Source organism: uncultured Hymenobacter sp. (assembly GCF_964242765.1).
In the GTDB taxonomy this organism is placed as follows: Bacteria; Bacteroidota; Bacteroidia; order Cytophagales; family Hymenobacteraceae; genus Hymenobacter.
Map to the genome: position 1 here is coordinate 1 of NZ_CAXTBM010000040.1, position 24,264 is coordinate 24,264.

The 24,264-nt window shown below is 54.9% G+C and carries 18 protein-coding genes; 4 read left to right on the top strand and 14 right to left on the bottom strand.

Going from position 1 to position 24,264, the window contains the following annotated elements; genetic code table 11:
- The 5 genes from uvrB to ACFE7X_RS16375 all read right to left on the bottom strand — a co-directional run.
- A partial coding sequence (gene uvrB / locus ACFE7X_RS16355) for an excinuclease ABC subunit UvrB (RefSeq protein WP_375436758.1) occupies positions 1 to 1,696 on the bottom strand: 1,696 nt, incomplete at its 3' end.
- Between the two features lie 146 nt (positions 1,697 to 1,842).
- Complete coding sequence (locus tag ACFE7X_RS16360) at positions 1,843 to 2,268, bottom strand: hypothetical protein (protein ID WP_375436759.1); 426 nt, start codon at positions 2,266 to 2,268, stop codon at positions 1,843 to 1,845.
- 51 nt (positions 2,269 to 2,319) lie between these two features.
- Positions 2,320 to 2,706, bottom strand: coding sequence for a DUF6970 domain-containing protein (locus ACFE7X_RS16365; protein ID WP_375436760.1), 387 nt, complete (start codon positions 2,704 to 2,706; stop codon positions 2,320 to 2,322).
- Positions 2,707 to 2,742: 36 nt separating this feature from the next.
- Positions 2,743 to 4,401 (bottom strand): hypothetical protein, encoded by a 1,659-nt coding sequence (locus ACFE7X_RS16370; protein ID WP_375436761.1) that lies wholly within the window; start codon positions 4,399 to 4,401, stop codon positions 2,743 to 2,745.
- Positions 4,382 to 5,053 carry an RNA polymerase sigma factor gene (locus tag ACFE7X_RS16375; RefSeq protein ID WP_375436762.1) on the bottom strand — a complete coding sequence of 224 codons (672 nt, stop codon included), beginning with the start codon at positions 5,051 to 5,053 and terminating at the stop codon, positions 4,382 to 4,384. Before ACFE7X_RS16375 ends, ACFE7X_RS16370 begins: the two co-directional genes overlap by 20 nt.
- Positions 5,054 to 5,457: 404 nt before the next feature.
- On the opposite strand from ACFE7X_RS16375, the gene wrbA reads away from it, so the two are divergent.
- Together wrbA and ACFE7X_RS16385 are read left to right on the top strand one after the other, a co-directional pair.
- Positions 5,458 to 6,072, top strand: a complete 615-nt coding sequence (gene wrbA, locus ACFE7X_RS16380; RefSeq protein ID WP_375436763.1) for an NAD(P)H:quinone oxidoreductase — start codon at positions 5,458 to 5,460, stop codon at positions 6,070 to 6,072.
- 829 nt (positions 6,073 to 6,901) lie between these two features.
- Positions 6,902 to 9,475 (top strand): TonB-dependent receptor domain-containing protein, encoded by a 2,574-nt coding sequence (locus ACFE7X_RS16385; RefSeq protein WP_375436764.1) that lies wholly within the window; start codon positions 6,902 to 6,904, stop codon positions 9,473 to 9,475.
- Between the two features lie 74 nt (positions 9,476 to 9,549).
- On the opposite strand, the gene ACFE7X_RS16390 is transcribed toward ACFE7X_RS16385, so the two are convergent.
- Together ACFE7X_RS16390 and ACFE7X_RS16395 are read right to left on the bottom strand one after the other, a co-directional pair.
- A complete protein-coding gene (locus ACFE7X_RS16390) occupies positions 9,550 to 10,290 on the bottom strand; it encodes a LytR/AlgR family response regulator transcription factor (protein ID WP_375436765.1) in 741 nt (246 codons plus the stop codon).
- A 170-nt stretch (positions 10,291 to 10,460) separates the two neighbouring features.
- Complete coding sequence (locus tag ACFE7X_RS16395; protein WP_375436766.1) at positions 10,461 to 11,564, bottom strand: sensor histidine kinase; 1,104 nt, start codon at positions 11,562 to 11,564, stop codon at positions 10,461 to 10,463.
- Between the two features lie 347 nt (positions 11,565 to 11,911).
- On the opposite strand from ACFE7X_RS16395, the gene ACFE7X_RS16400 reads away from it, so the two are divergent.
- On the top strand, positions 11,912 to 14,416 hold the full coding sequence (locus ACFE7X_RS16400) for a TonB-dependent receptor domain-containing protein (RefSeq protein ID WP_375436767.1): 2,505 nt from the start codon (positions 11,912 to 11,914) through the stop codon (positions 14,414 to 14,416).
- 178 nt (positions 14,417 to 14,594) lie between these two features.
- Here the strand turns inward: ACFE7X_RS16400 and ACFE7X_RS16405 are convergent, their stop codons facing one another.
- The 6 genes from ACFE7X_RS16405 to ACFE7X_RS16430 all read right to left on the bottom strand — a co-directional run bounded on the left by ACFE7X_RS16405 (position 14,595) and on the right by ACFE7X_RS16430 (position 20,408).
- Entirely contained in the window at positions 14,595 to 15,329 is a 735-nt protein-coding gene (locus ACFE7X_RS16405) for a shikimate dehydrogenase family protein (protein WP_375436768.1), read from the bottom strand.
- A 193-nt stretch (positions 15,330 to 15,522) separates the two neighbouring features.
- Positions 15,523 to 16,179, bottom strand: coding sequence for a DedA family protein (locus tag ACFE7X_RS16410; protein WP_375436769.1), 657 nt, complete (start codon positions 16,177 to 16,179; stop codon positions 15,523 to 15,525).
- A 355-nt stretch (positions 16,180 to 16,534) separates the two neighbouring features.
- Positions 16,535 to 17,200 carry a spermidine synthase gene (locus ACFE7X_RS16415; RefSeq protein ID WP_375436770.1) on the bottom strand — a complete coding sequence of 222 codons (666 nt, stop codon included), beginning with the start codon at positions 17,198 to 17,200 and terminating at the stop codon, positions 16,535 to 16,537.
- Positions 17,201 to 17,291: 91 nt separating this feature from the next.
- Positions 17,292 to 18,197, bottom strand: a complete 906-nt coding sequence (locus ACFE7X_RS16420; RefSeq protein WP_375436771.1) for a TraB/GumN family protein — start codon at positions 18,195 to 18,197, stop codon at positions 17,292 to 17,294.
- Between the two features lie 154 nt (positions 18,198 to 18,351).
- Complete coding sequence (locus tag ACFE7X_RS16425) at positions 18,352 to 19,773, bottom strand: PQQ-dependent sugar dehydrogenase (RefSeq protein ID WP_375436772.1); 1,422 nt, start codon at positions 19,771 to 19,773, stop codon at positions 18,352 to 18,354.
- Positions 19,774 to 19,835: 62 nt separating this feature from the next.
- Positions 19,836 to 20,408: a GNAT family N-acetyltransferase gene (locus ACFE7X_RS16430; RefSeq protein ID WP_375436773.1), complete on the bottom strand. Its 573-nt coding sequence runs from the start codon at positions 20,406 to 20,408 to the stop codon at positions 19,836 to 19,838.
- A gap of 536 nt (positions 20,409 to 20,944) precedes the next feature.
- Between ACFE7X_RS16430 and ACFE7X_RS16435 the strand changes: the two genes are divergently transcribed.
- Positions 20,945 to 23,122, top strand: a complete 2,178-nt coding sequence (locus ACFE7X_RS16435; RefSeq protein ID WP_375436774.1) for a PAS domain-containing protein — start codon at positions 20,945 to 20,947, stop codon at positions 23,120 to 23,122.
- Positions 23,123 to 23,304: 182 nt separating this feature from the next.
- Here ACFE7X_RS16435 and ACFE7X_RS16440 read toward each other — a convergent pair whose 3' ends face one another.
- Positions 23,305 to 24,135, bottom strand: coding sequence for a phosphosulfolactate synthase (locus ACFE7X_RS16440; protein ID WP_375436775.1), 831 nt, complete (start codon positions 24,133 to 24,135; stop codon positions 23,305 to 23,307).
- Positions 24,136 to 24,264 lie beyond the last annotated feature (129 nt).

Consider the following 24,264-nt stretch of genomic DNA (forward strand, 5'->3'; position numbering starts at 1 on the left):
TTTCGTCGATGGCGCGCTGCATGGAGCCGGTCATGCGGTCGGCGTACATGATGACTTTGCCCCGGTCGTTACGGGCGGCGCGGCCCATGGTTTGGATCAGGCTGCGTTGGTCGCGCAGGAAGCCTTCCTTGTCGGCGTCGAGGATGGCCACGAGACTAACTTCCGGCAAGTCCAGACCCTCGCGGAGCAAGTTCACGCCAATCAGCACGTCGATTTCGCCGAGGCGCAATTGGCGCAAGATTTCCACCCGGTCGAGAGTTTTCACGTCGGAGTGCACGTAGCTGGACTTGATGCCCAAGCGCTCCATGTACTTCTGAAGTTCCTCGGCCATCCGCTTGGTAAGGGTGGTTACCAGCACCCGGTCGCCCATTTTCACGCGGTTATCCACCTCATCCAGTAGGTCGTCAATCTGGTTTACCGAAGGCCGGATGTCGATTTCGGGGTCGAGCAGGCCGGTGGGTCGGATGATTTGTTCGACCACCACGCCGTTGGCTTGGGTCAGCTCGTAGTCAGCGGGTGTGGCACTCACAAACACAGCCTGCTGGTACATGCTTTCGAACTCGTTGAACGTAAGCGGGCGGTTGTCGAGCGCCGAAGGCAGGCGGAAACCGTACTCGATGAGGGCCGTTTTGCGGCTCCGGTCGCCGCCCCACATAGCCCGGATTTGGGGCATCGTGGCGTGGCTCTCGTCTACCACCAGCAGGTAGTCATTGGGGAAATAATCGAGCAAGCAGAACGGGCGCGAACCGGGGTTGCGGCCGTCGAAGTAGCGCGAGTAGTTCTCGATGCCCGAGCAGTAGCCTAGTTCCCGAATCATCTCCAGATCAAACTCGGTGCGCTCCATGATGCGCTTGGCTTCCGAGTCGCGCCCTTCTTTCTCGAAGTAGGCGTGCTGCTGCACCATGTCGAACTGGATTTCCTTGATGGCCTGGTTGAGCGTATCCTTGCCGGTCACGAAGAGGTTGGCCGGGTATAGCGTCACCGACTTCTCATCGGCCAGCTTCTTGCCGCTATTCGGGTCGATGCGGTGAATGGCCTCGATTTCGTCACCATAAAAAAAGATGCGGTACGCATGGTCGGCGTAGGCCGGGAAAATATCTACGGTGTCGCCTTTCACGCGGAACGAGCCGCGGGTAAACTCCATTTCGGTGCGCGAATACAGAATCTGCACGAACTGGTAGAGCAGATTATTGCGCGAGTAGCGCAAACCCGGCGCCAGGTAAATCACGTTTTTGCTGAACTCCTCGGGGTTGCCGATACCGTAGATGCACGACACCGACGCAATAACAATCACGTCGCGCCGGCCACTGAGCAGCGTGGACGTGGTGTGTAGCCGCAGCTTCTCGATTTCCTGGTTGATGGCCAAGTCTTTTTCGATAAACACGTCGGTGCTGGCAATGTAGGCCTCGGGCTGATAGTAGTCGTAGTAGCTGATGTAGTACTCGACGGCATTGTTGGGGAAGAACTGCTTGAATTCGCCGTAGAGCTGAGCCGCCAACGTTTTGTTGTGGCACAGCACGAGGGCCGGCTTGCCAGTTTCGGCAATTACGTTGGCCATGGTGAAGGTTTTGCCAGTGCCCGTGGCTCCGAGTAGTACCTGTGCTGGCTCGCCGTTGTTGACGCCTTCCACCAGTTGCTTGATGGCCTGCGGCTGGTCGCCGGTGGGTTTGAATTCCGAAGTAAGTTGATAGTCCATGCAGAAGAGGTTAGCTACACTGACCGGAAGTTCACCGAAGGTCAGCCTATGATAACTGTATTAGCAAAGTGGAGGTTTCCTGGCAAACAAAAAAACCTGTCCGGGTTGCGGACAGGTTTTCGAGCGTGTGCTGAAGTAGTGAGAGGTTACTGCCGGGTCAGGCGCAACGCGGCCGTTTGGTTTGGCGAAGGTGCCGAAGCCAACGGATACGGGTCGACGGCGGTGAGGCACAGCCAGTACGGAACGGCGTCGAGCACTACAGCAGCCGAATCATTTTGGCAGCCACCCAGGCAAAGGTCCGTTGCTTGGAGAGTGCCGGCCCGGTCGCGCAATTCCACGTTTACTGTGGCTGCGCCCTGCCAAACACAAGTTACATCGGAAGGGCAACGCGAATCGGAAATCTTGGTAACTGTTAGCTGCACGTCCGTACCAACTGCTTTCACGGTGGTACTCTGCTTGTTTTGCAGCTTTATGGTTTGGTTTAACTCTGCTACTTGGTCTGAGTCTTTTTTGCTGCACTGCATCAACCCTAGTAATCCCCAAATTGCTAAAAGAAACAGAAGTGTTTTCATGGTTTGTGAGCGTGTGGTTTGAACATAGACTGCTATGCTTTAAATCAGTACTTAGCGTGGGTCGCGCCAGATGAGAACCGGGTCGGTAGCGTTGGCTTTAAAATCGGGGCAGCGGCCATCTCCTTGGTTGTTGGGGCCCCCACTGGCCGCACACAAAACCGTGCCACAGCTATCAAACAGGTAGTTGAGGGTAATACTCGCGCCGTTTGCACTCGTAGCGCCCCCACCCGTTACCAAATATACGGTTCGGCCCAGGTAGGTGTATTGCGTAATTTCAGCCGCCGGGGTCCGTTTGGGGTCCTTGCTGAGCTGCGCAATAAGGGTGTCGGAAAACTTGCCGGGGCAGGCAGGGCTAATGTTTTCATCGACATCCGTGCTACAGCCACCCACACCAAGCAAGAGCAGCAAAGCCAGCAAATGGGTAAGAATTCGGATCATAAACTCAATTAAATCAGAGAAAGTGACTACAGCCAACTACGGAGCGGTTGGCGTAGGCTTGTGGCTGTTGAACTCTACGCTGGCCTCCACTCCTACGCTGTAAGGACGGCTTTGGCTGAGCAGCCGCTGGCTAGGGTCGGTGTTGAGCGTAGTGAGGCCCATTTCGGTGGTTGTGCCAAGCGCCAAGTTCCAGGTGGCGTTAGCGGGCTGATAGCGCACTCCGGCCCCGCCCCGTACCGAAGCCTGTACTTTGCGGTAGGGCGAGTCGTTGGAAGACAGCGAATACCGGCGCGTTGTTTTCGTCGAAACGTTTGCGGCAAAAGCAGTATTGGAGCGCGTTGCCCCGGAATATTCTTGCAGCTCCGACTTCGTGCTTAGCAGCAACCCCACCGCAGCCCCCACTTTGGCATAGAGCGAGGTGCCCGTACGCTGCGACCCATACCGTATTTCTACGGGCACTACCATAGTACGGTAGCGGTAAGATGCTTTGCGCATAGCCGCTGGAGCGGCAATACTTTGCGCGCCATAAAAGGCAGTGTTGCTAAACAAGTCGGCTACTCCCCGGCTTACCTGCTGGCCGTCCAGAAAATCGTAGCTAGTAGCCGAGGTAGCAGTTTGCTGGCCAGCTTCAACTCCCGAAGTAAGGGTTAAGCGCTTGTTGAGAGTATAAGCCGCCGTGAAGGCCACGCGCTGGCTCAAGCCGGCGCGTAGGTTGCGGCGGTATTCAGTTTCGGCGTCGTCTTGGTAGTAGTTGCGGAGCGCATTGCTCACCATATCTGCTTGAGCAGCCAGCGCCTGTCCATTGGTCCGGGAGAAATCGATGTTAGGGTTGTAGGACGACGCGGCGTAGCTCCCACCCAGGCGCAACCGACGCCACTGCTTGGGGGAAGACGTCTGCGTCTGATTTTGCGCGGCCGCCAACGCGCCAATGGCGGGTTGTGGAGCGGCTAACAATGAAGCTTTCAGCGTATCGGGACGGGAACCCAGCCAGCCGCCGCGCAAACCAGCAAAACGCGGCGCAAGGCTGTTCCAGCCGGACATGGTCAGATTGTTCTCGGTGGTTGGGTAGTTGTTGCCGAATTGGGCGGCCACCAAACTAGAGCTAGCCATAGCGTACCGGCTCCCCGCAAAATCTGGGTTTGCGGCACCCATTACACGCATAGAACTACCCGAACTAGTCGCTTGCGAGGTTCTGGTTTGGGCGTAAGCCGTGGCACGAGTAGATTTGCTAACGGAAAGGCCCGGCTCGAATGCAGTAGCAGTGGTTGCACTTCCGTTTTCGACAGCCAGCAGTTCATCGGTTGGGCCGACTGCATCCGCATCGGCAAGTTGCGGCGCGTTTCCAGTGGTAGCATCCGCGTCCGAATTGGCCGCCGCTAGGGCAGGCTGGCCGCTGACGGCCGCATCGGTACCGCGCTGGGTTGCCAGGCCAGGAGTTGGGGTTTCCCACTGACGCAGCAGTGCCCAACTGCCCAAGCTCAGGAAAAACAGCAGACAGGCCGCGGCCACCCAACGGTGTACGCTCAGCCGACGACGGTAGGTGTTGTTTTGCTCGACAAGCAGCTCGTGGTCGAGTTGCTCCCAGAGACCGGCACGCGGCGTCACCTCGGCCTCGGAGAACTTCTGTCGAAACAGATGCTCCAGGTCGCCGGTGGGCCGGGGATCGGGGGTAGTATTAGGTGCGGAAGTGGCCATGATTGGATTGTGCGTCGAGACGCTCGATTTTCGACTTCAAGATTGCCCGAGCCCGGGAGTATTGTGATTTACTGGTGCCTTCGGAAATGCCTAGCATCTCCCCTATTTCTTTGTGCCCATATCCTTCGATAGCAAACAAGTTGAATACCATCTGGTAACGCGGGGCTAGTTCCTGCACCATGGTCAAGAGCTCCTCGAAACCATAGTTGGCCAAGGTAAATTCCTCGCCCGCAAGCTCTTCTGGGTATTCGCCCTCGCTTACGGCAACCAGAGGCGCATTTCGCCGGTGCTGCCGGAGTGCAGCATTTACCATAATACGCCGAATCCAGAACTCCAACGGACATTCGCGGCGGAAGCTGCCTAGGTTGCGAAACACCGTGACGAACCCTTCCTGCAACACGTCTTCGGCCTCGAAAGTGGTTTGGGCATAGCGCAAACACACGGCCATCATCCGCCCCGCAAATCGCTCGTAAAGGTGTTTCTGCATGAGGCGGCTGCCCGCGAGGCAGCCATCAATTAGTTCGGCCTCGCTTAGCTGAGAGGGCGGCGTGAGTTGACGCACAGGGGAAGCGGGCGAAGTGAAAGCCTCAGTCGATGACGCCGGCGCACCGGCAAACAACCCCCGCAACCCAGTGGCGGGTCGCAGAGCCAAAGACGAAAGTGCACTCACCGGCTTGCCCAACCTGCGGGGTCGGGACCGTGTGCCCTTGCAGACCACGCCTCCTGCTGGAGCCGCGCGTACTGGACGTATATAAATTGCATAGGCCGCTAACTAAGCTAAACAAATTACCTTGAGCTGCCCTTACCAAGGCGCAACTGCAACCAGAAGAGCCCGCGTGCGCCCTCAACGGTTGCATGCGCAGCGCAGCGTGGGTGAAATATTTTATAAGACGCTTTTCCTACTTGAAAGTGGAAAGAAAAACAATTGCGACAAACAAACGTACTCACGGTTATAATGTACCTACATATATTGCCTCATTAGCTTTCCCCATCCCCGGTAGCAAGAAGCTACCTGTCCTTGTTGCAAGCACTTTTTCACCTCCATAAATAAATAGCATGAAAACCTTAATCATTTTTTATTCCACGTATGGTCACATCTACAAAATGGCGGAAGCCATAGCGGAAGGCGCCCGCGAAGTGGAAGGCAATGAAGTGGTAATAAAGCGTGTGCCCGAAACTTTGTCACAAGAGATACTCGACAAAACGGGAGCAACTGGAGCCCAAAAAGCATTCGAGCATGTGCCAGTAGTTACCCCCGAGGAGCTAGTTGATTACGATGCCATCATTTTCGGAACCCCAACCCGCTACGGCAACTTGTGCGGCCAGATGCAAGCTTTCATGGACAGCACCGGTGGCTTGTGGGCTAAAGGCGCGCTAGTAGGCAAAGTAGGGAGTGCTTTCGTAAGCACAGCCACGCAGCACGGCGGCCAGGAAACCACCCTGCGGGCTTTTCATACCGAATTGCTGCACCACGGTTTTGTAATCGTAGGCTTGCCTTACGCTTGGCAAGGCCAGATGGGCCACGAGGAAGTAACTGGTGGTACTCCTTACGGTGCCAGTACGGTAACGGGTGGCCAAGGCGAGCGGCAGCCGAGTGCCAACGAGCTAGAAGGCGCCCGCTACCAAGGTCGTCACACAGCTGAAATTGCAAAACGATTGTCAATTAAATAAAATCGCTAATTTGGCACTTGGTTTATATTTAATAGCACTCGTTCCGCACACTATTGCAACATTGTCCAGCCGCTCCTCACCAGGGTGGCTGGCACTTTTTTATCCCTGCCTAGCTCGAAGAATATGGACCTGCTTTTTCCAACTGTAAATCAATTAATTGATCTACAATACGTTACCTTGCGCTAATCAGCAGGATCTACACTTGACCCGAACAAGAGTTGAAACCTTTCCGTGTGCTGCTGGCTAAGCAGAGAGCTGTGTTCGACTCCAAGCAATTGGTTCTGCTCTACACGTCAGCACGACCCTTACCTTATACTGCCGCAATCAACTAGAGTCTATGGACAGTAGCGGAAAACAGATTTTCTTGTCTATTCAGACCGTCCTGCCAGATCTGGCAGGACGGTCTTTTTTGCTTACTGTCCACACCCTGGCGCGTCCAAAATAATTAGTCTGCTTTGCAGAGACTGCTGCAACACCAGAAAAGTAGCAGTGTCCTTATTCGTCATCAAATATTAACACATACTTATGCGTTGATACGCCGAATTGTGCCGACCTATAGCCTACACTATGAGCAGGTAAGTTCCTGCTCCTGACCACCATAAAACTAGCCAGTCACAACCATTTGAATTAAGTGGTTAGATAACTACAGCTTCTTATCAGAGGATGCGGCTACGTGTTGATGGTGCATCCTTCTTTGGGCCTTTAGCGGCCAACAGCCTAGCAATTTCCCGGCGCCGGGTGTAATGCTTTCTCATGCCTACCGATTACTTATCGGCCGCCAGGCCACAGTGCGCTTCCACTGCATCTTTTTCCGCTCTATTTTCTTCTAATGAACAAACTATTATTAACCTCATTAAGTGTAGCTGGCTTGCTCGCTGGCCCAGAAACAGTAGTAGGACAAACCACGCCGCCCGCTAGTGCCCGGCCGGCCGGGGCGCCCGGAGCCACAACCCCCACGCCGCGCCTTGCTTTGCCTGAAACGCCGAAAGGCGCAGGCCGCGTAACGGGTACAGTGCTGGATGCCACCACCAAAAAACCCGTTCAGTTTGCTACGGTGGCCTTGCTGCCTGCTACCGGCGAAACCCCAATTGATGGCACCGCCTGCGACGAGCGGGGCCGCTTCGCGCTGAAAGGGCTGGCGCCCGGCTCCTACCGGGTACAAATTAGCTTTCTGGGCTACGGCAACCGGCTCGAAAACGTGACCGTGTCGGAGGGCACCACCGACCTGGGCAATATCATGCTGACGGCCACTACCCAAAAGCTGGGGGAAGTAACTGTGACGGGGGAGCGGGACGTAATTGAGACCAAGCCAGACCGTATCGTTTATAACGCCGAAAAGGACATTACCAACTCGGGGGGGACGGCGGCGGACGTGTTGCGCAAAGTGCCGCTGTTGAACGTTGACCCCGAAGGCCGGGTGGAACTGCGGGGTACCTCCAACGTGCGCGTGCTCATCAACAACAAGCCATCCAGCGTGGTAGCTAGCTCCGTGGCCGATGCCTTGAAGCAAATTCCGGCCGACCAGATCAAGAGCGTCGAGGTAATTACGACGCCTTCAGCTAAGTACGACGCCGAAGGCACGGGCGGTATTATCAATATCATCCTCAAGAAAAACAGCCTGCAAGGAGCCAACGGGAGCGTCGGGTTGGCCGGGGGCACGCGCAGCTCGAATGCCAACGCTTCGGTGAATTACCGCAAGGGCAAGTTCGGCGTCAATAGCTCACTCAGTGGGTTTGCTTTCTATAGCCCCAGCCGCAACAACCTCTCGCGCTACCTGAAAAACCCCGACGGCTCTGAAGTGCAGGCCCTAGAGCAGGAAGGCAAGGGCAAGGGGCTGGGCGGCGGCGGTTTCGGCCGCATCGGCCTCGACTACGACCCGGCCGAATACCACAATCTGACCCTGAATTTTCAAGGTAGCCGGTTTGGTAATTCAAACAATAATCAACAGTTCAATAACCTGCTTCAACCGGCCCAAGCTGCCAACCAGTTCACGCGGGATACCGACAGCGAGTATAGCTCCCAGAGCTACGACATCAACGGCTCTTATACCCGCACCTTCGAAGACAAACGACGCGAGTGGAGTGTGCTGGGCCAGCACACCCGCAACCGCAACGTGCAGGACTACGACTTAGAGCAGTTTGAGGGCCGCGACCAAATTGCGCCCATCACGTATCAGGAGCAAAGCGACAACCTCGCGCGCAACCTCGAAACCACGTTGCAGACCGATTACGCGCATCCTTTCTCGGAAACTGCGCTGCTCGAAACTGGTGTCAAAGCCATTATGCGCCGCGTGAGCAGCGATTACGACGTGTACGATGGCCTGGACCTGAACTTCAATCCGGCCCGCTCCAACCTGTTCGACTACAACCAGGATGTGGTGTCGGGCTACGGCACCTACGGGTTTTCGATGACCAAGAAGTTCAACTTCAAGCTGGGGGCGCGAATAGAAAGCACGCGCATCAAGGGCTCCTTTGAGCAGCGGCAAAGCGAAAATTCGGGCGTATCGCAGAAGTACACCAACCTGCTGCCCAACCTAAGCGTGAGCTACCAGCCACAGAACCCGAAAAAGCCGGGCCAAACGGTGCGCTTGGCGTATTCGCGCCGGATTCAGCGTCCGCAGATTTACTTCCTGAACCCCTTCGTCAACGCCTCCGATACGCTCAACGTCAGCTACGGCTACCCTGATCTAGAGCCCGAGCTGACGGACAGCTACGAGCTGAACTATACAACGTTTATCAAGAGCTCGACGCTGAACCTCTCGGCCTATACCCGCCGCACGGGCAACGCCATTGAAAGCGTGCGCTTTATCGACCAAAACGGGGTCAACAACCAGACGTTCCGCAACATCGGCCGCAACAACACCTACGGGGTAAGCGTGTTCGGCTCGGTGAAACCCACAACGAAATGGGATGTGGGCGGCAACGTGAACGTGTATTATGTACGGCTGGAAAGCCCAGCCCTCTCCTTTGGTGATGGGTACGTTAACACGTCGTCCTATTCCAACGACGGGGTGATGTACAATGTGAACCTGAACTCCAGCTACCGGTTCGAGAAAGGCTTAAGCATCCAATCCTACGGGGGCTTGAACTCGCCACGTGTTCAGCTGCAAGGCAGGCAAGCCGCCTGGACGTACTACTCGTTGGGTTTGCGCAAAAAACTGCTCAAGGAAAAAGCCGACATCACGCTGAATGCCGACAACTTCCTGAGTGCCACGCGCAACTTCAGCAGCCGCCTTGACACCGACCAGTTCCGGCAGAGCAGCAACTACTACATCTACCAGCGTAGCCTCCGCTTGGCCTTCAACTACCGCTTCGGCAAAGCCACCAACCAGCCCCAGCGCCCCAAGCGCAGCATCCGCAACGACGACACCAAGCAAGGCGACAGCGGCCAAGGGCAGCAATAACTAAGTGTACACGAGACGCAAAAAGCACGGCCTGCTCAAGCAGGCCGTGCTTTTTGCGTCTTACCTCGCTCCCATCATACCCGCCCGTGGTAGTGGAGGTGTTCTAGGAAGGCTTCTCGGTATGTTTCGCCGATGGGCAGGGAGGTGCCATGAACTTGAACCCGACTGCGCTCGACGAACTCCAGGTGGCGCAAACTGATGAGGTAGGACTTGTGAATACGAACGAACCGGCCGAGGGGTAAGAGTTCCTCTAGGCTCCGGAACGACTGGAGCGTGAGCAATTTACCGGCGGCAGTGTACAGCATGAGGTATTCCTTCTGCCCTTCGGCGTAAAACAGGTCGACTACTACCCGACGGAGGCGGTTGTCTTGCCGGATGAACAGGGCCTCGTTGAGGTTTTCGGCGGGCTCGGTGGTGGCTCCGGCACCTACTAGGGCAAGGGCAGCGCGGGCGCGGTGGGCGGCCTGCACGAACCGCTCGAAGCGAATGGGCTTGAGCAGATAATCGAGGGCGGGTAGTTCGTAGCTTTCCGCAGCATACTCAGCGTGGGCGGTAGTGAAAATGATACGGGGCGCGGGTGCCGGCAGCAGCTGGGCTAGTTGCAAGCCCGTGAGGCGGGGCATGTGAATATCGAGAAATACAATATCGACGGGGTTGTCTTGCAGAAACTCCACTGCCGCTAGCGCCTCCTGAAACTGTGCTTTCAAGGTTAAGAAAGGTACCTGCGCGCAGTACTCGCTTAGCACGTTCAGCGCCAAAGGCTCGTCGTCAACGATGGCGCATGTCAGGGGGCGGCGGGCTAGTGTAGGCTCCATAGAAAGTGAGGCAAGCAAGATTTGAAAGGCAGAAATCCACTTCGTGCTATCTATTCATTGGAGTGGCTGCCGTTCCGACCAAAGGAAAGAATCTGAGGAGAATCGTTCAACGAGATATGCCAGATTCCTCCCATTGGTCGGAATGACAACTCACCTGGGGAGATAGTCTTTTATAGTTGCACCTCTAGTTTCACTTGATACTCGGTGGCGGCATTGGCTACACTGAGGCTGTAGCGGCCCGGATACAGCAGCTCCAAGCGGCGGCGCAGGTTGGCTAGGCCGACTCCACCTAGCGCAGGTGGATGGGGAGTAAGTTGGTTGTTGCAAAAGTTCAGGACCGAGAAGAGCAGGCGGCCATCAGGCTCTAGCTGTAAGTGCAGGCGAGCTACTAGGGGCCGGGCAGCCAGGTCGCCGTGCTTGAAGGCATTCTCGACCAAGGGCAGCAGTAGCATGGGCGGTAACCGGCGGGCATATTCGGCGCCGGGTGGCAGCAACACCGTGAATGGCAGGGCTTCATCCGCTTCGGTGGGAGAGAGGCGCAGTAGCTGCAACGCCAGAAAGCCCCGTAAGTGCCGTATCTCGTGGGCCAAGGGTACCAGGTCGTCGGTACTGTCGTAGAGTTGGTAGCGCATCAGCTCGGCCAGCCGCATCACGGCTTCGGGTGCCTGGGGTGAGGCTTGCAGGGTGAGCGAGTAGATGTTGTTGAGCGTGTTGAAAAGGAAGTGCGGCTGAAGCTGCGTTTTCAACAACGACAATTCAGTACGCAGGTGTTGGCGCTCTAGTTCGCGGCGGTCTTCGCGCTGACACAGGTAGTCGCTGGCCAGGCGTAGGCCGGCACTCAACAGCAAAATCAGGCCGCCGAGCGGGAGGTGATAGGCCAGCAGCAGTTGCACATGCGCCAGCAGATGTAGCTGCAACGGGCCTTGCTGCGCCCCTTCGGCTACAACTACGCTCAGCGCCACCCGCGTTAAAGCAAACAGCAGTAGTGCCGCCACTATTGCCCCCAAGTAAACCAGGCCGCGCCGAGGTTTAAACAAGCGCGGCTGTAGCACCAAATAGTTCAAGTAAAACAACAAGCAGTCGAGCAGGTCGGCCAGCAGGGCATTGCGCCAGAACAAGACGGGATTTTCGGGGGCGGCGTAGTAGAGGCCGGCGCGGGTAAACCAAAGTTGCAAATCCGTATAAACCAGCAACCCGAGCCACACCAGATGGGGCCACGGTAGCCGCGTACGCCAGGAAAAGGCAGGCAGATGACGAGAAACAGCTAAAGGCATACGAGAGGCCGCTTAAAGCGAAATACAGCTTCGCTTACTAGCGGCAAAGTAGCTATTCAGTTAACAGACGGAGTGCTTTTTCAACCACTCCCCACTCCGCGCACAACCACTTCCGTTTTCAGCGCAACCAACAATTTTCTGAATGTGGAAGCACTAAGCTGCGCCCGTAGATAAGCTCCTATTCCTTGCTCGTTGAAATAAAACATATACTTCATTGAATTTTATCGGGTAGCACCTACACTATGTGCTACTTTTAGTGCGTTGTGCCACCAATTACTGCCAAGCAGACTCTTTAGCGCAGTGGCTTCTATTACAGCAGCTTATCCTTTCTAATACTCAATCTTACTATGAAACAAACGCTTATTTTGCTGCTTGCAGCCCTGCTTGCTATGCCCCTAGCGCAAGCTCAAGTGCCCGCAACAGCCACAATCCAAACTGCTAAAGGCACTGGCCGCCTAACCGGCACTGTGGTGGATGCCGCCACCCAAAAACCCGTCGAGTACGCTACTGTTACGCTACTGCCAGCCACCGGCACCACGCCGGTGGCCGGCGGCACCTGCGATGCACAAGGCAAGTTCGAGTTGAAGGACCTGCCCGCTGGCTCGTTTCGATTGCAAGTCAGCTTTGTGGGCTACACCAGCCGCACCGAAACCGTGACGGTAAGCGCCCAAGCTACCGCGCTAGGCGTTTTGGCGCTTACAGCTTCTGCGCAGAAGCTAGGCGAAGTAACCGTGACCGGGCAGCGGGCTTTGGTGGAAACCAAGCCAGACCGCCTCGTATACAACGCCGAGCAAGACGCCACCAACGCGGGCGGTACCGCCGCCGACATACTGCGCAAAACCCCGATGGTCAACGTTGATAACGACGGCAACGTGCAGCTACGAGGCACCAGCAATGTGCGCATCCTGATCAACAACAAGCCGTCGGCCATCTTGTCGGGCAACTTGGCCGAAGCCCTCAAGCAAATTCCCGCCGACCAGATCAAAGCTATTGAAGTGGTTACGGCCCCGTCGGCTAAATACGACGCCGAAGGATCGGGCGGGGTTATCAACATTGTGTTGAAAAAGAACAGCTTGCAGGGTACCAACGGCAGTTTGGGCGCCAGCACCGGCAACCGCAATCAAGGCATCAACGGCGCCCTGAATGTGCGCCGCGGCAAGTTTGGGGTCAATACCAAGCTGAGCGGGTTCAAGAACCGATACCCCTATAAGAGCAGTACCGCCCGCACCGACTTCACCCCGGTAGGCGAAGGCCAGTTAGAGCAACGCTCCAACTCCCGCAACGTGGGCCAGGGAGGTTTTGGGCAAGTGGAATTCACCTACGACCCGTCGCCACTACACAGCTTCACGCTCAGTGGCAACGGCAACTCCTACCAAAGTCGCTCGCCCCAGGACTTGTTCAACCAATACAACTTCAACCCCACTATCGGCCCGGACACACTCAAGCTCGACTCGCTTTACTCCCGCGACATTCTGCAACGCTACGAGAGCCAGAACTACGACATCAACGCGGGCTACACCCGCACCTTCGGCGAAGCACAGGCCCGGCGCGAATGGAGCGTGCTGGCCCAGCACACCCGCAGCCAAAACGACCAAAACTACCGCCTCGACCAATACAAGAGTGCCGACGTACGTAACGGCCCCCTAGAATACCGGGAGCGCAGCGTGAACTTGGCCCGTAACCTCGAAACCACGCTGCAAACCGACTACACCCACCCCTTTCGTGATTCTACTACTCTTGAAACGGGAGGCAAGCTAATCCGGCGCAGCGTAAGCAGCGACTACAGCCTCGACACCGTGCTGCTAAGTAATCGGTCGGATTTCACGCGTAGCCCTTTGCGCTCCAACGCTTTCGACTACCAGCAGAACGTGCTGGCTGCCTACGGCACCTATAATTTCATGGGCGGCAAGAAGTACGCTTTCAGTGTGGGCACGCGCCTGGAGCGCACCGACATTGAAGGCAAGTTTCAGGGCGAGGCGGGCCGCTTCTCCAACAACTACCTGAACATCCTGCCCAATATTAGCGCCACGCGCACGCTCAAGAAGCCGGGCCAGACATTGCGCCTGAGTTATTCCCGCCGCATCCAACGCCCTCAGATTTATTACCTCAACCCCTACGTCAACCAAAGTACACCCAACAGCATCAGCTACGGCAACCCCAATCTGTCGCCGGAAATTACGGATGCCTTCGAGTTGAGCTACGGTACGTTCGGAGAGAAAAGCTCGCTAAACGCTTCCACCTACGTGCGGCGTACCGGCAATTCCATCGAAGAATACAACCTCTACAACGATTCGTTGGCCCGCACCGAAACCACCTTCGGCAACATTGCCACCAACACCACCTACGGCCTCAGCCTGTACGGTTCCCTGAAACCCGTGCCGGCCCTGAACCTGAGCAGCAACGTGAGCCTTGACTATACGCGCCTCTACAGCGCCGCCCTCAAGCAAACCAACAACCGCCTAAACGCATTTGTAAGCATAAATTCCTCGCTGAAACTAGGCAAGGTGTACAGCCTGCAAGCCAACGGCGGCTTCTGGACGGGCGGAGTGCAACTCCAAAGCCGCTACTCTGGCGGCTACTACTACTCTGCCGGCGTAAAGCGCACTTTGCTGAAAGAGAAAGCCGACATTACGTTCAATGCCAGCAACTTCCTGGCCCCCGGCCGTGAGTTTCGCAGCAGCACCGAAACCGCTCAGTTTCGTAGCAGCAACATCTTCTACTCGTATCAGCGCTCCGTTCGCCTCTCGTTCAACTACCGCTTCGGCAAGCTCGACAACTCCCAGCGCCAGCGCCGCTCCATCCAAAACGACGACGGCAAACAAGGCAGCAACAAAGGCGGAGGCGGGCAGTAAAGCAGTGAAGTTGTTGCCAGCCAGGAAATACGCCCCAATAATTGCTCTATCAACCGAGCGTTTCCTGAACAGACAAGCCCTTGACACTTATGCAGTCGTCAAGGTCTTGTTGTGTTTTAAGTCCTAGCATTTTAAAAGGAAAGCTGTTGCCAGCTCCGCCAACTTGTCATTATCACTTTTATTGCCAGATTTCCCAGGCGGCTTCTGCTTGGAGACAAAGCATTTCGAAGCCGTTTTTGGTGTGGGCGCCCATGGCTTGGCCGCGCCGCATAAACTCGGTTTCGCTGGGGTTGTAAATCAGGTCGAAGAGGTAATGCTGGGCGTTGAGGGCTTCGTACGGAATCGGCGGGTGTTGCTCGACATTGGGATAAGTGCCAAGGGGAGTCGCGTTGACAACGAGCAGGTGGTCTTCCAGCACCTGCGGCGTAAGTTCGGCGTAGGTGAGGCCCGTGCCCATGGGGTTGCGCGATACAACCCAGTAGCCGATATTCAAGTCGCGCAGCACTACTTCCACAGCTTTGGAAGCGCCGCCACTGCCCAAAATAAGGGCCCGGCCCGCAAAATCAGACGGTAAAAACCCGGATAGAGAAGACCGAAATCCAACAACGTCGGTGTTGTGCCCAATTAGGCGGCCATCAGTGGCAAACTCGATGACGTTTACGGCCCCCACGCGGGCAGCCGAAGAGGCTATTTCGCTTAGGTAAGGCCAGACCTGCTCCTTGTAAGGAATGGTCACATTCAGGCCGCGCAAGTCAGGGTGCTGGCTCAGTAACTCGGGCAGCGCGTCAATGAAAGGCAGTTCGAATAGCTCGTAATGATAGCCGGCAAGGTGAAGACTGTCGAATTTCTGGCTGAAATACGTCTGGGAAAAAGAATGCTGCAACGAACGGCCAAGCAATCCAAATTCGGGCATAAAGGAGGGATGATATTTCGAGAGGCAAGCAACAAAAAAAACCACCCGGCCCAAAGAACCCGAGTGGTTTCTTGCAAAAGAAACTGTCTTTGAAAATCTGCTATTCCACCTGGCAAGAGGAGTCCGAGGAAAGCCATTCAACGAATCAACTCAGGCTCCTTCCCGCAGGCGGAACCACAACAGACGGTAAGCCTTATGCAACCGGCCGGCCGCTGGCCCGCCGCGACTTGAAAAACTCGAACACCACCGGCAGCACCGACAGCCCGATAATGGCCAGTACTACCAGCGAGAAATTCTTTTGCACCACCGGAATTTGCCCGAAGAAATAGCCAGCCAGCGTCAGGATAGCCACCCAGAGCACTGCCCCCACCACATTATAAGACAGAAATTTGCCGTAGCTCATCGTGCCCACACCTGCCACAAACGGCGCAAACGTGCGGATAATTGGGATGAAGCGGGCCAGGATAATAGTTTTGGCGCCGTGTTTTTCGTAGAACTGCTGCGTCCGTTCCAGGTGCTCCCGCTTCAGAAAGCGGGAGTTTTCGCGGAACACCCGCGGCCCCAAATAGTCGCCGATATGGTAGTTGAGCGTGTCGCCGAGCACGGCGGCCAGTATCAGCAGGCCCACCATGGCCCATACGTTCAGGGGCGAACCCGGCAGCGCAGCCAAGGAGCCCGCCGCGAACAGCAGCGAGTCGCCGGGTAGAAAAGGCAGTACCACCACGCCGGTTTCGAAGAAGATGATGCAGAATAATATGGCGTAAGTCCATGCCCCATAATCCTGAATAATGTCGCCAAGGTGCTTGTCAAGGTGCAGAATGAAATCGACAAGATGGTTCAGAATTTCCATAACGTAGAGAGGCAGTTTAGTTTACAAAGAAAGCAGAAAGCCACCGGAGTACCGAGAATTACTTCCACACTGCCATGCTAGTGGCCTCCGCCACCTTCATCGACCTACGGCCTACGGCCCCAACCTCGTGCCCGACACCCAACGGCGCTACGGAAACCTGCTGCGGGCGGACCTCTTCAAGCTCTACCCCCAGCTAAGCAGCTGCCACAGCCGCCGCGAACTTCACGTGCTGCTGTAGCTGCCCAAATTCACTTCAATGCAGAACGCGCAGTGAGTTTATTGTTCGGAACACCTTCCCTCCTGCTTTTTACTTTTAACGGCACAATCTTACGTTGTGGCAAGCGTAGCATTGAGCTTAAACGTCATCCTCTTTCTGTAGAACCAGTAGTTGGTTGAGGCGCTCGACTTCCAGTGTTTTCACTGCGAAGCCTACGCTTTCCAGATAGGTCGGCAACTCTTCGTTGGCTACATACAACGGTACTTCCGTGAGCGTGTTGAAGAGCACGTAACCGTTGGGGCGTAGCACCCGTCGTAGTTCTTGCCAGAACCTGATGGTTTGCAGCCCACTGGGCAAGGTTAGATCCACAAATAAATCCACGATAATCAGACCGAAGTGGCCCGCTGGTGCGGTGTGTACCCACTCGAAAGCATCGGCGCACACTATTTCCAGTTGCGCATCGGGCCGGATATTGAATTCTGTATCGGCTAGTTCGATCATAACCGGATCTAGTTCCACAGCCGTAAGATAGCCTTGATACTGAAGCTCTTGCCGTAGCGTAGCTACCACCGACCCACCACCCAAACCTAATAGAAGGGTGTGGCTCGCTCGCTCGGGCGCCACAAATAGGAGCCCGTATCGCAGTATCCGCTGCAAGGAACCATAAGAGTAGTTGGCATGGCGAGTGTCAAGCACCTTACGGCTCTGATACCAGGTTACTTCCAACGGTCCACTAATCGTGGACTGCACCGTACGGGTAAAGGGCATCACGTAGCTCAACAAACGCTTTAGCAAAATTAACATAGCTCGGCGAGGCGAGTGATACCATGATGCATTCGCTACTCAAAGCTGCACAAACCGAGTTGCTGAAATACCAAACGCACTATCTCATTTATCACTGCGCCACCGGCCGAACTTGGTAGCCTTGCTGCCGCAGCAGCGCCAGCACACCTTTGGGGCCGCCGAGGTGGGCCGCGCCAATCGCAAAAAAAGTAGGCTTAGCTGTGGCATAGCGCCCGATTCCTGCTATCCAGCGTTGGTTGCGCGAATCGATCAGCAGGTCTTCGTACTTCTGAAAGCCAAACAGGCTTTTGGAAGTCAGGGTATGCAGTTGCTCTACGTCCTGAGCTTTGTAGAGCACCATCATTTGCTGCAATTCCTGCTTGGCAGCAGCTTCCTGATTCACCATATCGGCCAGCATTTTGCTTTGGTCGGCGTACGGAATCTGGTCGAAAAAGCCGAGTTGCTCCTGCACCGTTTCCAGGCCCAGCACTTCCTTTTTTTCTTCTTGCGCCATTTTCACGAAGGTGGCTTCGTAGCTGGCCGGCGTGCACCCGAGCAGCACTGGGTACAGCATTGAGCTTAGAATGAACGGTTTTACCGCTCCAACGGTCTCAATGGGCAGTTTGGTATTGGCTCGCAGATACTTGCCGACGGCCGTGTAATCGGAAGCCGAGAGTAGCTGTTGCAGGTTTTGACCGTCGCTCATCAGCACGTTGCGCTGCATCTCCTGTGCCATGGTGGGACTGTCCATGTCCAGTTCCATTACTACCTGCTGGGTTTTGCCGAAGGTTTGCTTGAGTTGGTCGCTCATTCGCATATCAGCGGGGCACACCAGATGAACAGTGCCATACATGTAGGAGGGCTGCGCAAGACCTTTACCGGAAATTTCCCACAGCAAGCTATGAGCAGAAGGGTTTAGCAAACCGTTATCTGCTTTACCAGCTTGCTTTTGGGCTTGCGCCCCGAAGCAAACCAGCATGAACGTAACGAGCAGGACCAGTTTTTTCGGCGAATACATGGATTGAGAGCAGGATGCTGGAAATGATGCCGCATAACTGGCTGATTCTGGCCAGTCATCACAGCATGCCTTTGCTATTTCTCTCGCTTTTATCGAGCAGCACTATTAGTCAATGACACCAAGCGAATTTGCTACTTATCAGTGCAGCACACCCCTACCGAACCGTACTAGCTAGTTGCGCAGCCGAGTTACGCTTAGGTGAGGTACTTGCCGCCTGGCTGCTTTGCGCCGATACGCGCCACACCTTGTTGCCGGCATCATCAAGCACGAGCAGCGAACCATCGGGCAATTCCGTGACACCAACCGGGCGGCCGTACACCTCTTTGCTATCGGTGTTGGCCACAACGAAGCCACTCACAAAGTCCTCGGGGCTACCCGCTGGCTTACCCTCTTTAAATGGCACAAAAACAACTTTGTAGCCCGTAAACTCCGAGCGGTTCCAAGACCCATGCTGCCCCACAAAAGCACCCTTCTGATACTTAGCCGGGAAGGCTTTGCCATCATAAAAAGCCAGCCCTAGCGACGCCGAGTGCGGACTAAGCGGAACTTCCGGGACTATGGCTTTCTCGACCAAATCGGGCCGCTCTCCTTTGCGGCGCGGGTCCTCGTTCTGGCCAAAATACGAGTAGGGCCAGCCGTAAAAAGCGCCGGGCTGTACACTGGTTAGGTAGTCGGGCACCAAGTCATCTCCTAGTTCATCTCGCTCATTTACGGCTGTCCACAAGGCTTTAGTGGTCGGGTTCCAGTCCATGCCTACCGGGTTGCGTAGGCCAGCAGCGTATACTTTCTCGTCGGAACCATCGGGGTTGATTTCCAAAATATTAGCCCGGCGCTGCTCGTACTCCATGCCGTTTTCGCCCACGTTGGAGCTAGAGCCCACGCTCACGTAAATCTTTGTACCGCTGGCGTTGGCCACCAAGTTTCGGGTCCAGTGGTTGTTATAGCCTTTGCCGGGCAGCGTCAGAATTTTCTCGCCGGGGCCAGTTATCTTGGTTTGGCCGGATTTGTATGCGTAGCGTAACACGCCGTCGGTATTAGCCACATAAAAATAATTGCCTAACACTAACATCCCGAACGGCTGGTTGAGTCCGGCTAGAAAGGTTTCGCGCACGTCTGGTTTACCGTCTTTGTTGGTGTCGCGCAGCAATGTGATGCGGTTGGCACTGGTTTCCTTCAGCGACTTTGAAGGGTCGAGGTCTAGTTTGGCCGTTACTTTTTTCTTGAGAGAAGTCGGAATGGTATTAGCCTCGGCCACCAGCACATCCCCATTCGGGGTTACATAGGCCCACCGCGGACTGTTAAGGCCACCAGCGTATTCGGCCACCGCAAAACCAGCAGGCACCACCGGCGTTTTGCCGGCGGGCCAGCCGATCACCTTGCTGCGTTTAGTAGCAGATTTGGTGGCGTAAGGCTTCGGCAGCGGTGGGGCCGTGGCGGTTGGAGCAGTCGAGTCAGGAGCAGCAGTAGCGGCAGCAGGCGTATTAGTGGGCGTATCGGCGGCAGGCTTACCTTGGTTGCAAGCTGCAGCGAGCAGTAACACAGTGGCTACCGGCAACCGGGACAAAAATCGTAGCATATAAAGAAGTGGAGGCGAATGAATCTCTTTCTCCTACTTCTTTCTCGCTGGTATTGTTACGCTTACAGCTCTGTTGCCACTGCCGCCGGTGTGAGCACGGAATAAATAACTGAATCCAGAAACTGTCCTCGGAAAAAGTAATTCTGCCGAAAATGGGCCTCTTGCACAAAGCCGTGCTTTTCTAATAGTCGCCTAGATGCGGTGTTGTTTGGGTTAACGTTGGCCTCTACGCTATGTAGTTTCAGCTGCCGAAATCCAAAGTCAAGTACTGCCTCCAAAGCTTCACTCATGATACCCTGTTGCCAATAGTCGGGGTGGAGCCCGTAGCCTATTTCGGCGCGGTGATGTTCGGCTATGATGCGCCACAACCCAATCGTGCCCAGCAAGTCATGAGAAGCAGCAGGGCGTACAATGCCCCAAGTCACGCCAAGATTATCAACCGCATTTTGCTCTATTCGCTCAATAAGAGCGGTTGTTTGGTCTAGGGAACTGTCCGGCTCCCGATCCAAGTAACGAATAATGCGCTCATCGGAGCGCTGCTGCAATAGAGCGGAGGCGTCGGTTTGCTGAAGTTGACGCAGCACTAGGCGTTGGGTACGAAGTTCAGGAAAGGGAGTCAGTTGAATGTGTAGCATAGCCTCGTTTTCAACTAGTGTGAATACCAACTCATGACGTGCACTATTTATGGTCAAGCTGGTTTATGCTTTTTACCACCCGCTTATAATCATCAAATTGTAGGTGAGCTAAGTTTAGCATTCCATGCGAAACCCGAATAATGAAGTTTCGGCATCTATCAAGCAAGCTCTACAGTTGCGCGGAACACTAATGATTGGAATACTACTGTCGAGTTTTACTGCTAGTAAAAAAGGCTTAAATGGCAATGAAACCTTATCTACCAGCATTTTTTTCGGAGCACACAATCTCACTTAGGGAATTTCGACGTATTATGTAGTAAAATGTCAGCTCCACAGTAGTGATCTGAGAATAATTAAATATACTTGTAATAATTTAATTATGATATTAAGAGTATCGGGGGTAAAACCTCACTTTTAAGCAGCTCCCCTACTAACAAGTTGCTTTTCGCGCCCTACTAATGCCTGTTGCTTCTATTACTCAGTCAACGTCACACCCGTTTGCTGAGGCCTTTTCTTACCTGCCTACCCCTACTCTTTTGCTAGACAACGATGGCAACATCATAGCTAGCAGTGTAGGCATGGCGGAGCTTTCGTCTGATGCAGTACCAGCGGTACTTGCTGGTCGGTCCTTGCAACACGCTCAGTCTCAACTGGGACCGGTAGCTACCGCGTGGGCTTATGCCTACAGCGTAGTTCGTTCTACACCGTGGGTACAACCGCCTGCACTGCTGCCGGTTGCTTGGCCGGTTGGCAATGGGCAGCCCGCACGATGGTGGCAGCCTTCCTTGACCCGGATAGTATTAGGCTCGAGAGCAGGCAGCTATTGGCTCGCTACGGCACACGTCACCACCCCAACTCTCCCTCAACCAGCAACTAGCCAGTCCACCGAGCCCGACAACGAATTAATGCAGTTGCGGGATGCCTTGGCACACTTGCCGGGCTACGTCCTGACCTTGCGTGGACCCGAGCTCCGCGTTAGTTATGCGAGCCCCAAATTGGCATCCTTACTTGGGCAAGACAAGTTGCTTGATCGTTTGGCGGCCGATGTGCTAATGGCTTTACAGGCCTCGGATGCGCTAACGGCATTAACCAGTACATACCAAACCGGGCAACCCTTTGTAGCGCGCGAGTTAGTGCTGCCAGGCACTGAAGCAACGCCGCATTATTTCAACGTCAGCATTCAGCCTCTACGCGACGCCAATCAGCAGATTTCGGGCGTGCTAGTGTTTGGGCAGGACGTAACCAGCCGGTTCCGACCAGCCACCACACCGGTTGTCACTGCATCTTACCAAGAAATAGTAGAGCACCTGCCTCAGATAACCTCTATTAGCTCTGCCGAGGGCGTAGTGGAATATTTGAGCCCGCAATGGTTTGCTTATACTGGACAAACCACCGATGTGCTTCGTACCCACGATTGGGTGGATGCCTTGAATTCCGATGACTGGGCACAGGTATTACAAGAGCTACCCGAACACTTGCGCAAAGGCGAGGCATGGAGCTGGCAAGCCCGCATTCGTCGCCACGACGGTGAGTACCGGCTTCATCTGGGGCATATGGAGCCGGAGCGGAACGAGGCGGGCCGCATCAGCCGCTGGTTTGGCACCCTGACTGATGTGCAAGATCAGTCTCCAGACTCTACTCCTACGCCTCCCAATTCGTTGGAAGAAGATCCATGTAAAGAGCTTACTGATAATTTGCCTCAGCTGCTTTGGACTCTGAAACCCGACGGTACTGCTGACACTCTAAATCAAGCTGGGGCTACCTACATCGGTCCTAAAACACAGCAACAGGCTGACTTAAAAGGGCAAAACGTAGTTCCAGGCGACGATGTGGTACAAGCTCTTGGTAAATTGCAGCATGATTTCGGACCCGATGAAATCTGGGAGTATCAAAGCCAGATCCAACGGCACGATGGTGAAATACGCTGGTTTCTGCACCGCGCCCAGCCCCTGCGCGATGCCGACGGCACCATTGTGAAGTGGTATGGCACTAGTACTGACATTCAGGAGTTGAAACAAACCACTTTTCAATTACGGAAGCAAAACGAAGATTTACTCCGCAACAACCGGGAGCTTGATGCCTTTGTGCAGGCCGCGGCAAGTGAGCTGCGTCAGCCAATCCATAACCTACACGCTTTATTTGGCCAGATGCGCGAAGCCGTTACCTTCCACGACCCCGACGCTAATGCGCTGCTTGTAATGGCTGATAACAGCTTGACTCGGTGGAACAACACGGTTCGCAACCTGATGCAGCTAGTAAAAGCGCTAGACCAAAATCAGTTACCAGCCGAAGAACTCTCGTTGGCTACCGTAACGCGGGAGGCCTTACTCGGTTTGCATCCTCATCTGCGCGCTTCAGGTGGTGAGGTTTCCACCCACTTCCAGAGTCTGCCAACTGTGTCGTATGTCCGTCCGCACTTACTGAGTATCATTACCAACTTGCTCAGCAACTCTATCCGTCAACACGATCCAAGCCGCCCCCTGCGGTTGCGGCTTGAAAGCAGGCACACTGCCAATGGTCGTGCGCAGCTCGTTGTGCAAGACAACGGACTGGGCATGGAGCCGCCGCGCGGCGGCAGCCGCTCTTCCCGCTCTCAGTCTACTGGGTCGGGTGCTGGGCTTTATCTGATTCACCGTATAGTAGAAGACCACGGTGGCCGCCTCGAAGTGGAAAGTGTCCCAGGCAAAGGCACTACGTTCAGCGTCACGCTGTAAGCAGTTTTTCAAAAGCACAAGAGCCGCTTGGTGTACACCAAGCGGCTCTTGTGCTTCCCTACTCTTACCTGTTTAGCTGGTACAGCATGGGCTCCACTTGTACTGCGGCAAGCGTAATAAGTAGACTTCTTCCCTAGCCTAGGCACATATAATACAGCTACGCTCAACAATGCAGCTTGTCTCTATCCACGCGGCATAGATGTGCCAGGCTTGCCAGTAGGCTTTTCTGGCCGGAAGTCCTCATCTACATTGTCCATGTCAAGGAAATGGGTGAACGTGTCGCCGCGAAGACCGAGGCGAATGGTTTCCAAGCTCACTATTTCGTTGGGTGCAATGTTGCCCAAGTTAACGTTGGCTCCGAGCAGCTTGATGAACCAAACCTGCTGCGCTTTCTGCGGGGCTTCCCATAAAATTTTTTCCGACGGAATCTGAGTTAGAATTTCCTCTACCAGACCCGAACGAACCTCCCCAGTGCTCCGGAACAGTCCAACGTTGCCCGCCTCTCGGGCCTCACCAATTACCTTCACGGCACCGGCTTCGAGTTCGGTTCGCATCTGCGAAATCCACTTGTAAGGTGGAATAATCTTTTCTGCATCCTTCGATCCTACCTCCGACAGCACCTTCACATCCTGAGCCAGTTCCCGAATGTATTCCAACTTTCGGTCGTGATTGAGGTCAATGGAACCATCCGATACTTCGGCGTACTCCATGCCAAATTCGGTTAGCAACCGCCGGTAGTCGTCGAATTGGTTTCGAATAATGAATGCCTCGAACAACGTGCCCCCGAAATAAACCGGAATTCCCGCCTCCTTGTACACTTCCAGCTTACGCTTCAAGTTAGGCGTAACATAAGAAGTGGCCCAGCCCAGCTTCACAATATCGGTGTAAGGGGCACTGACCTCCAGAAAATCTTCGGTTTCGCGCACGCTCAGGCCCTTGTCCATCACCATCGTGAAACCTTGCTCACGGGGTTTGTCAGTACGTTCGGGCAGTTGGGAGAGATGATAATTCATTCGATTAGAACATTGGGTTCTTGGAGTACGAGCTTTTCTCGGCCCTAAGAATTCAGGTGAAGATGGCGGCAAAAGTACGGGCAAAACGCGGGGCACAAAAAGAGCTTGGGGACTTAGCGTTCAGTTAAC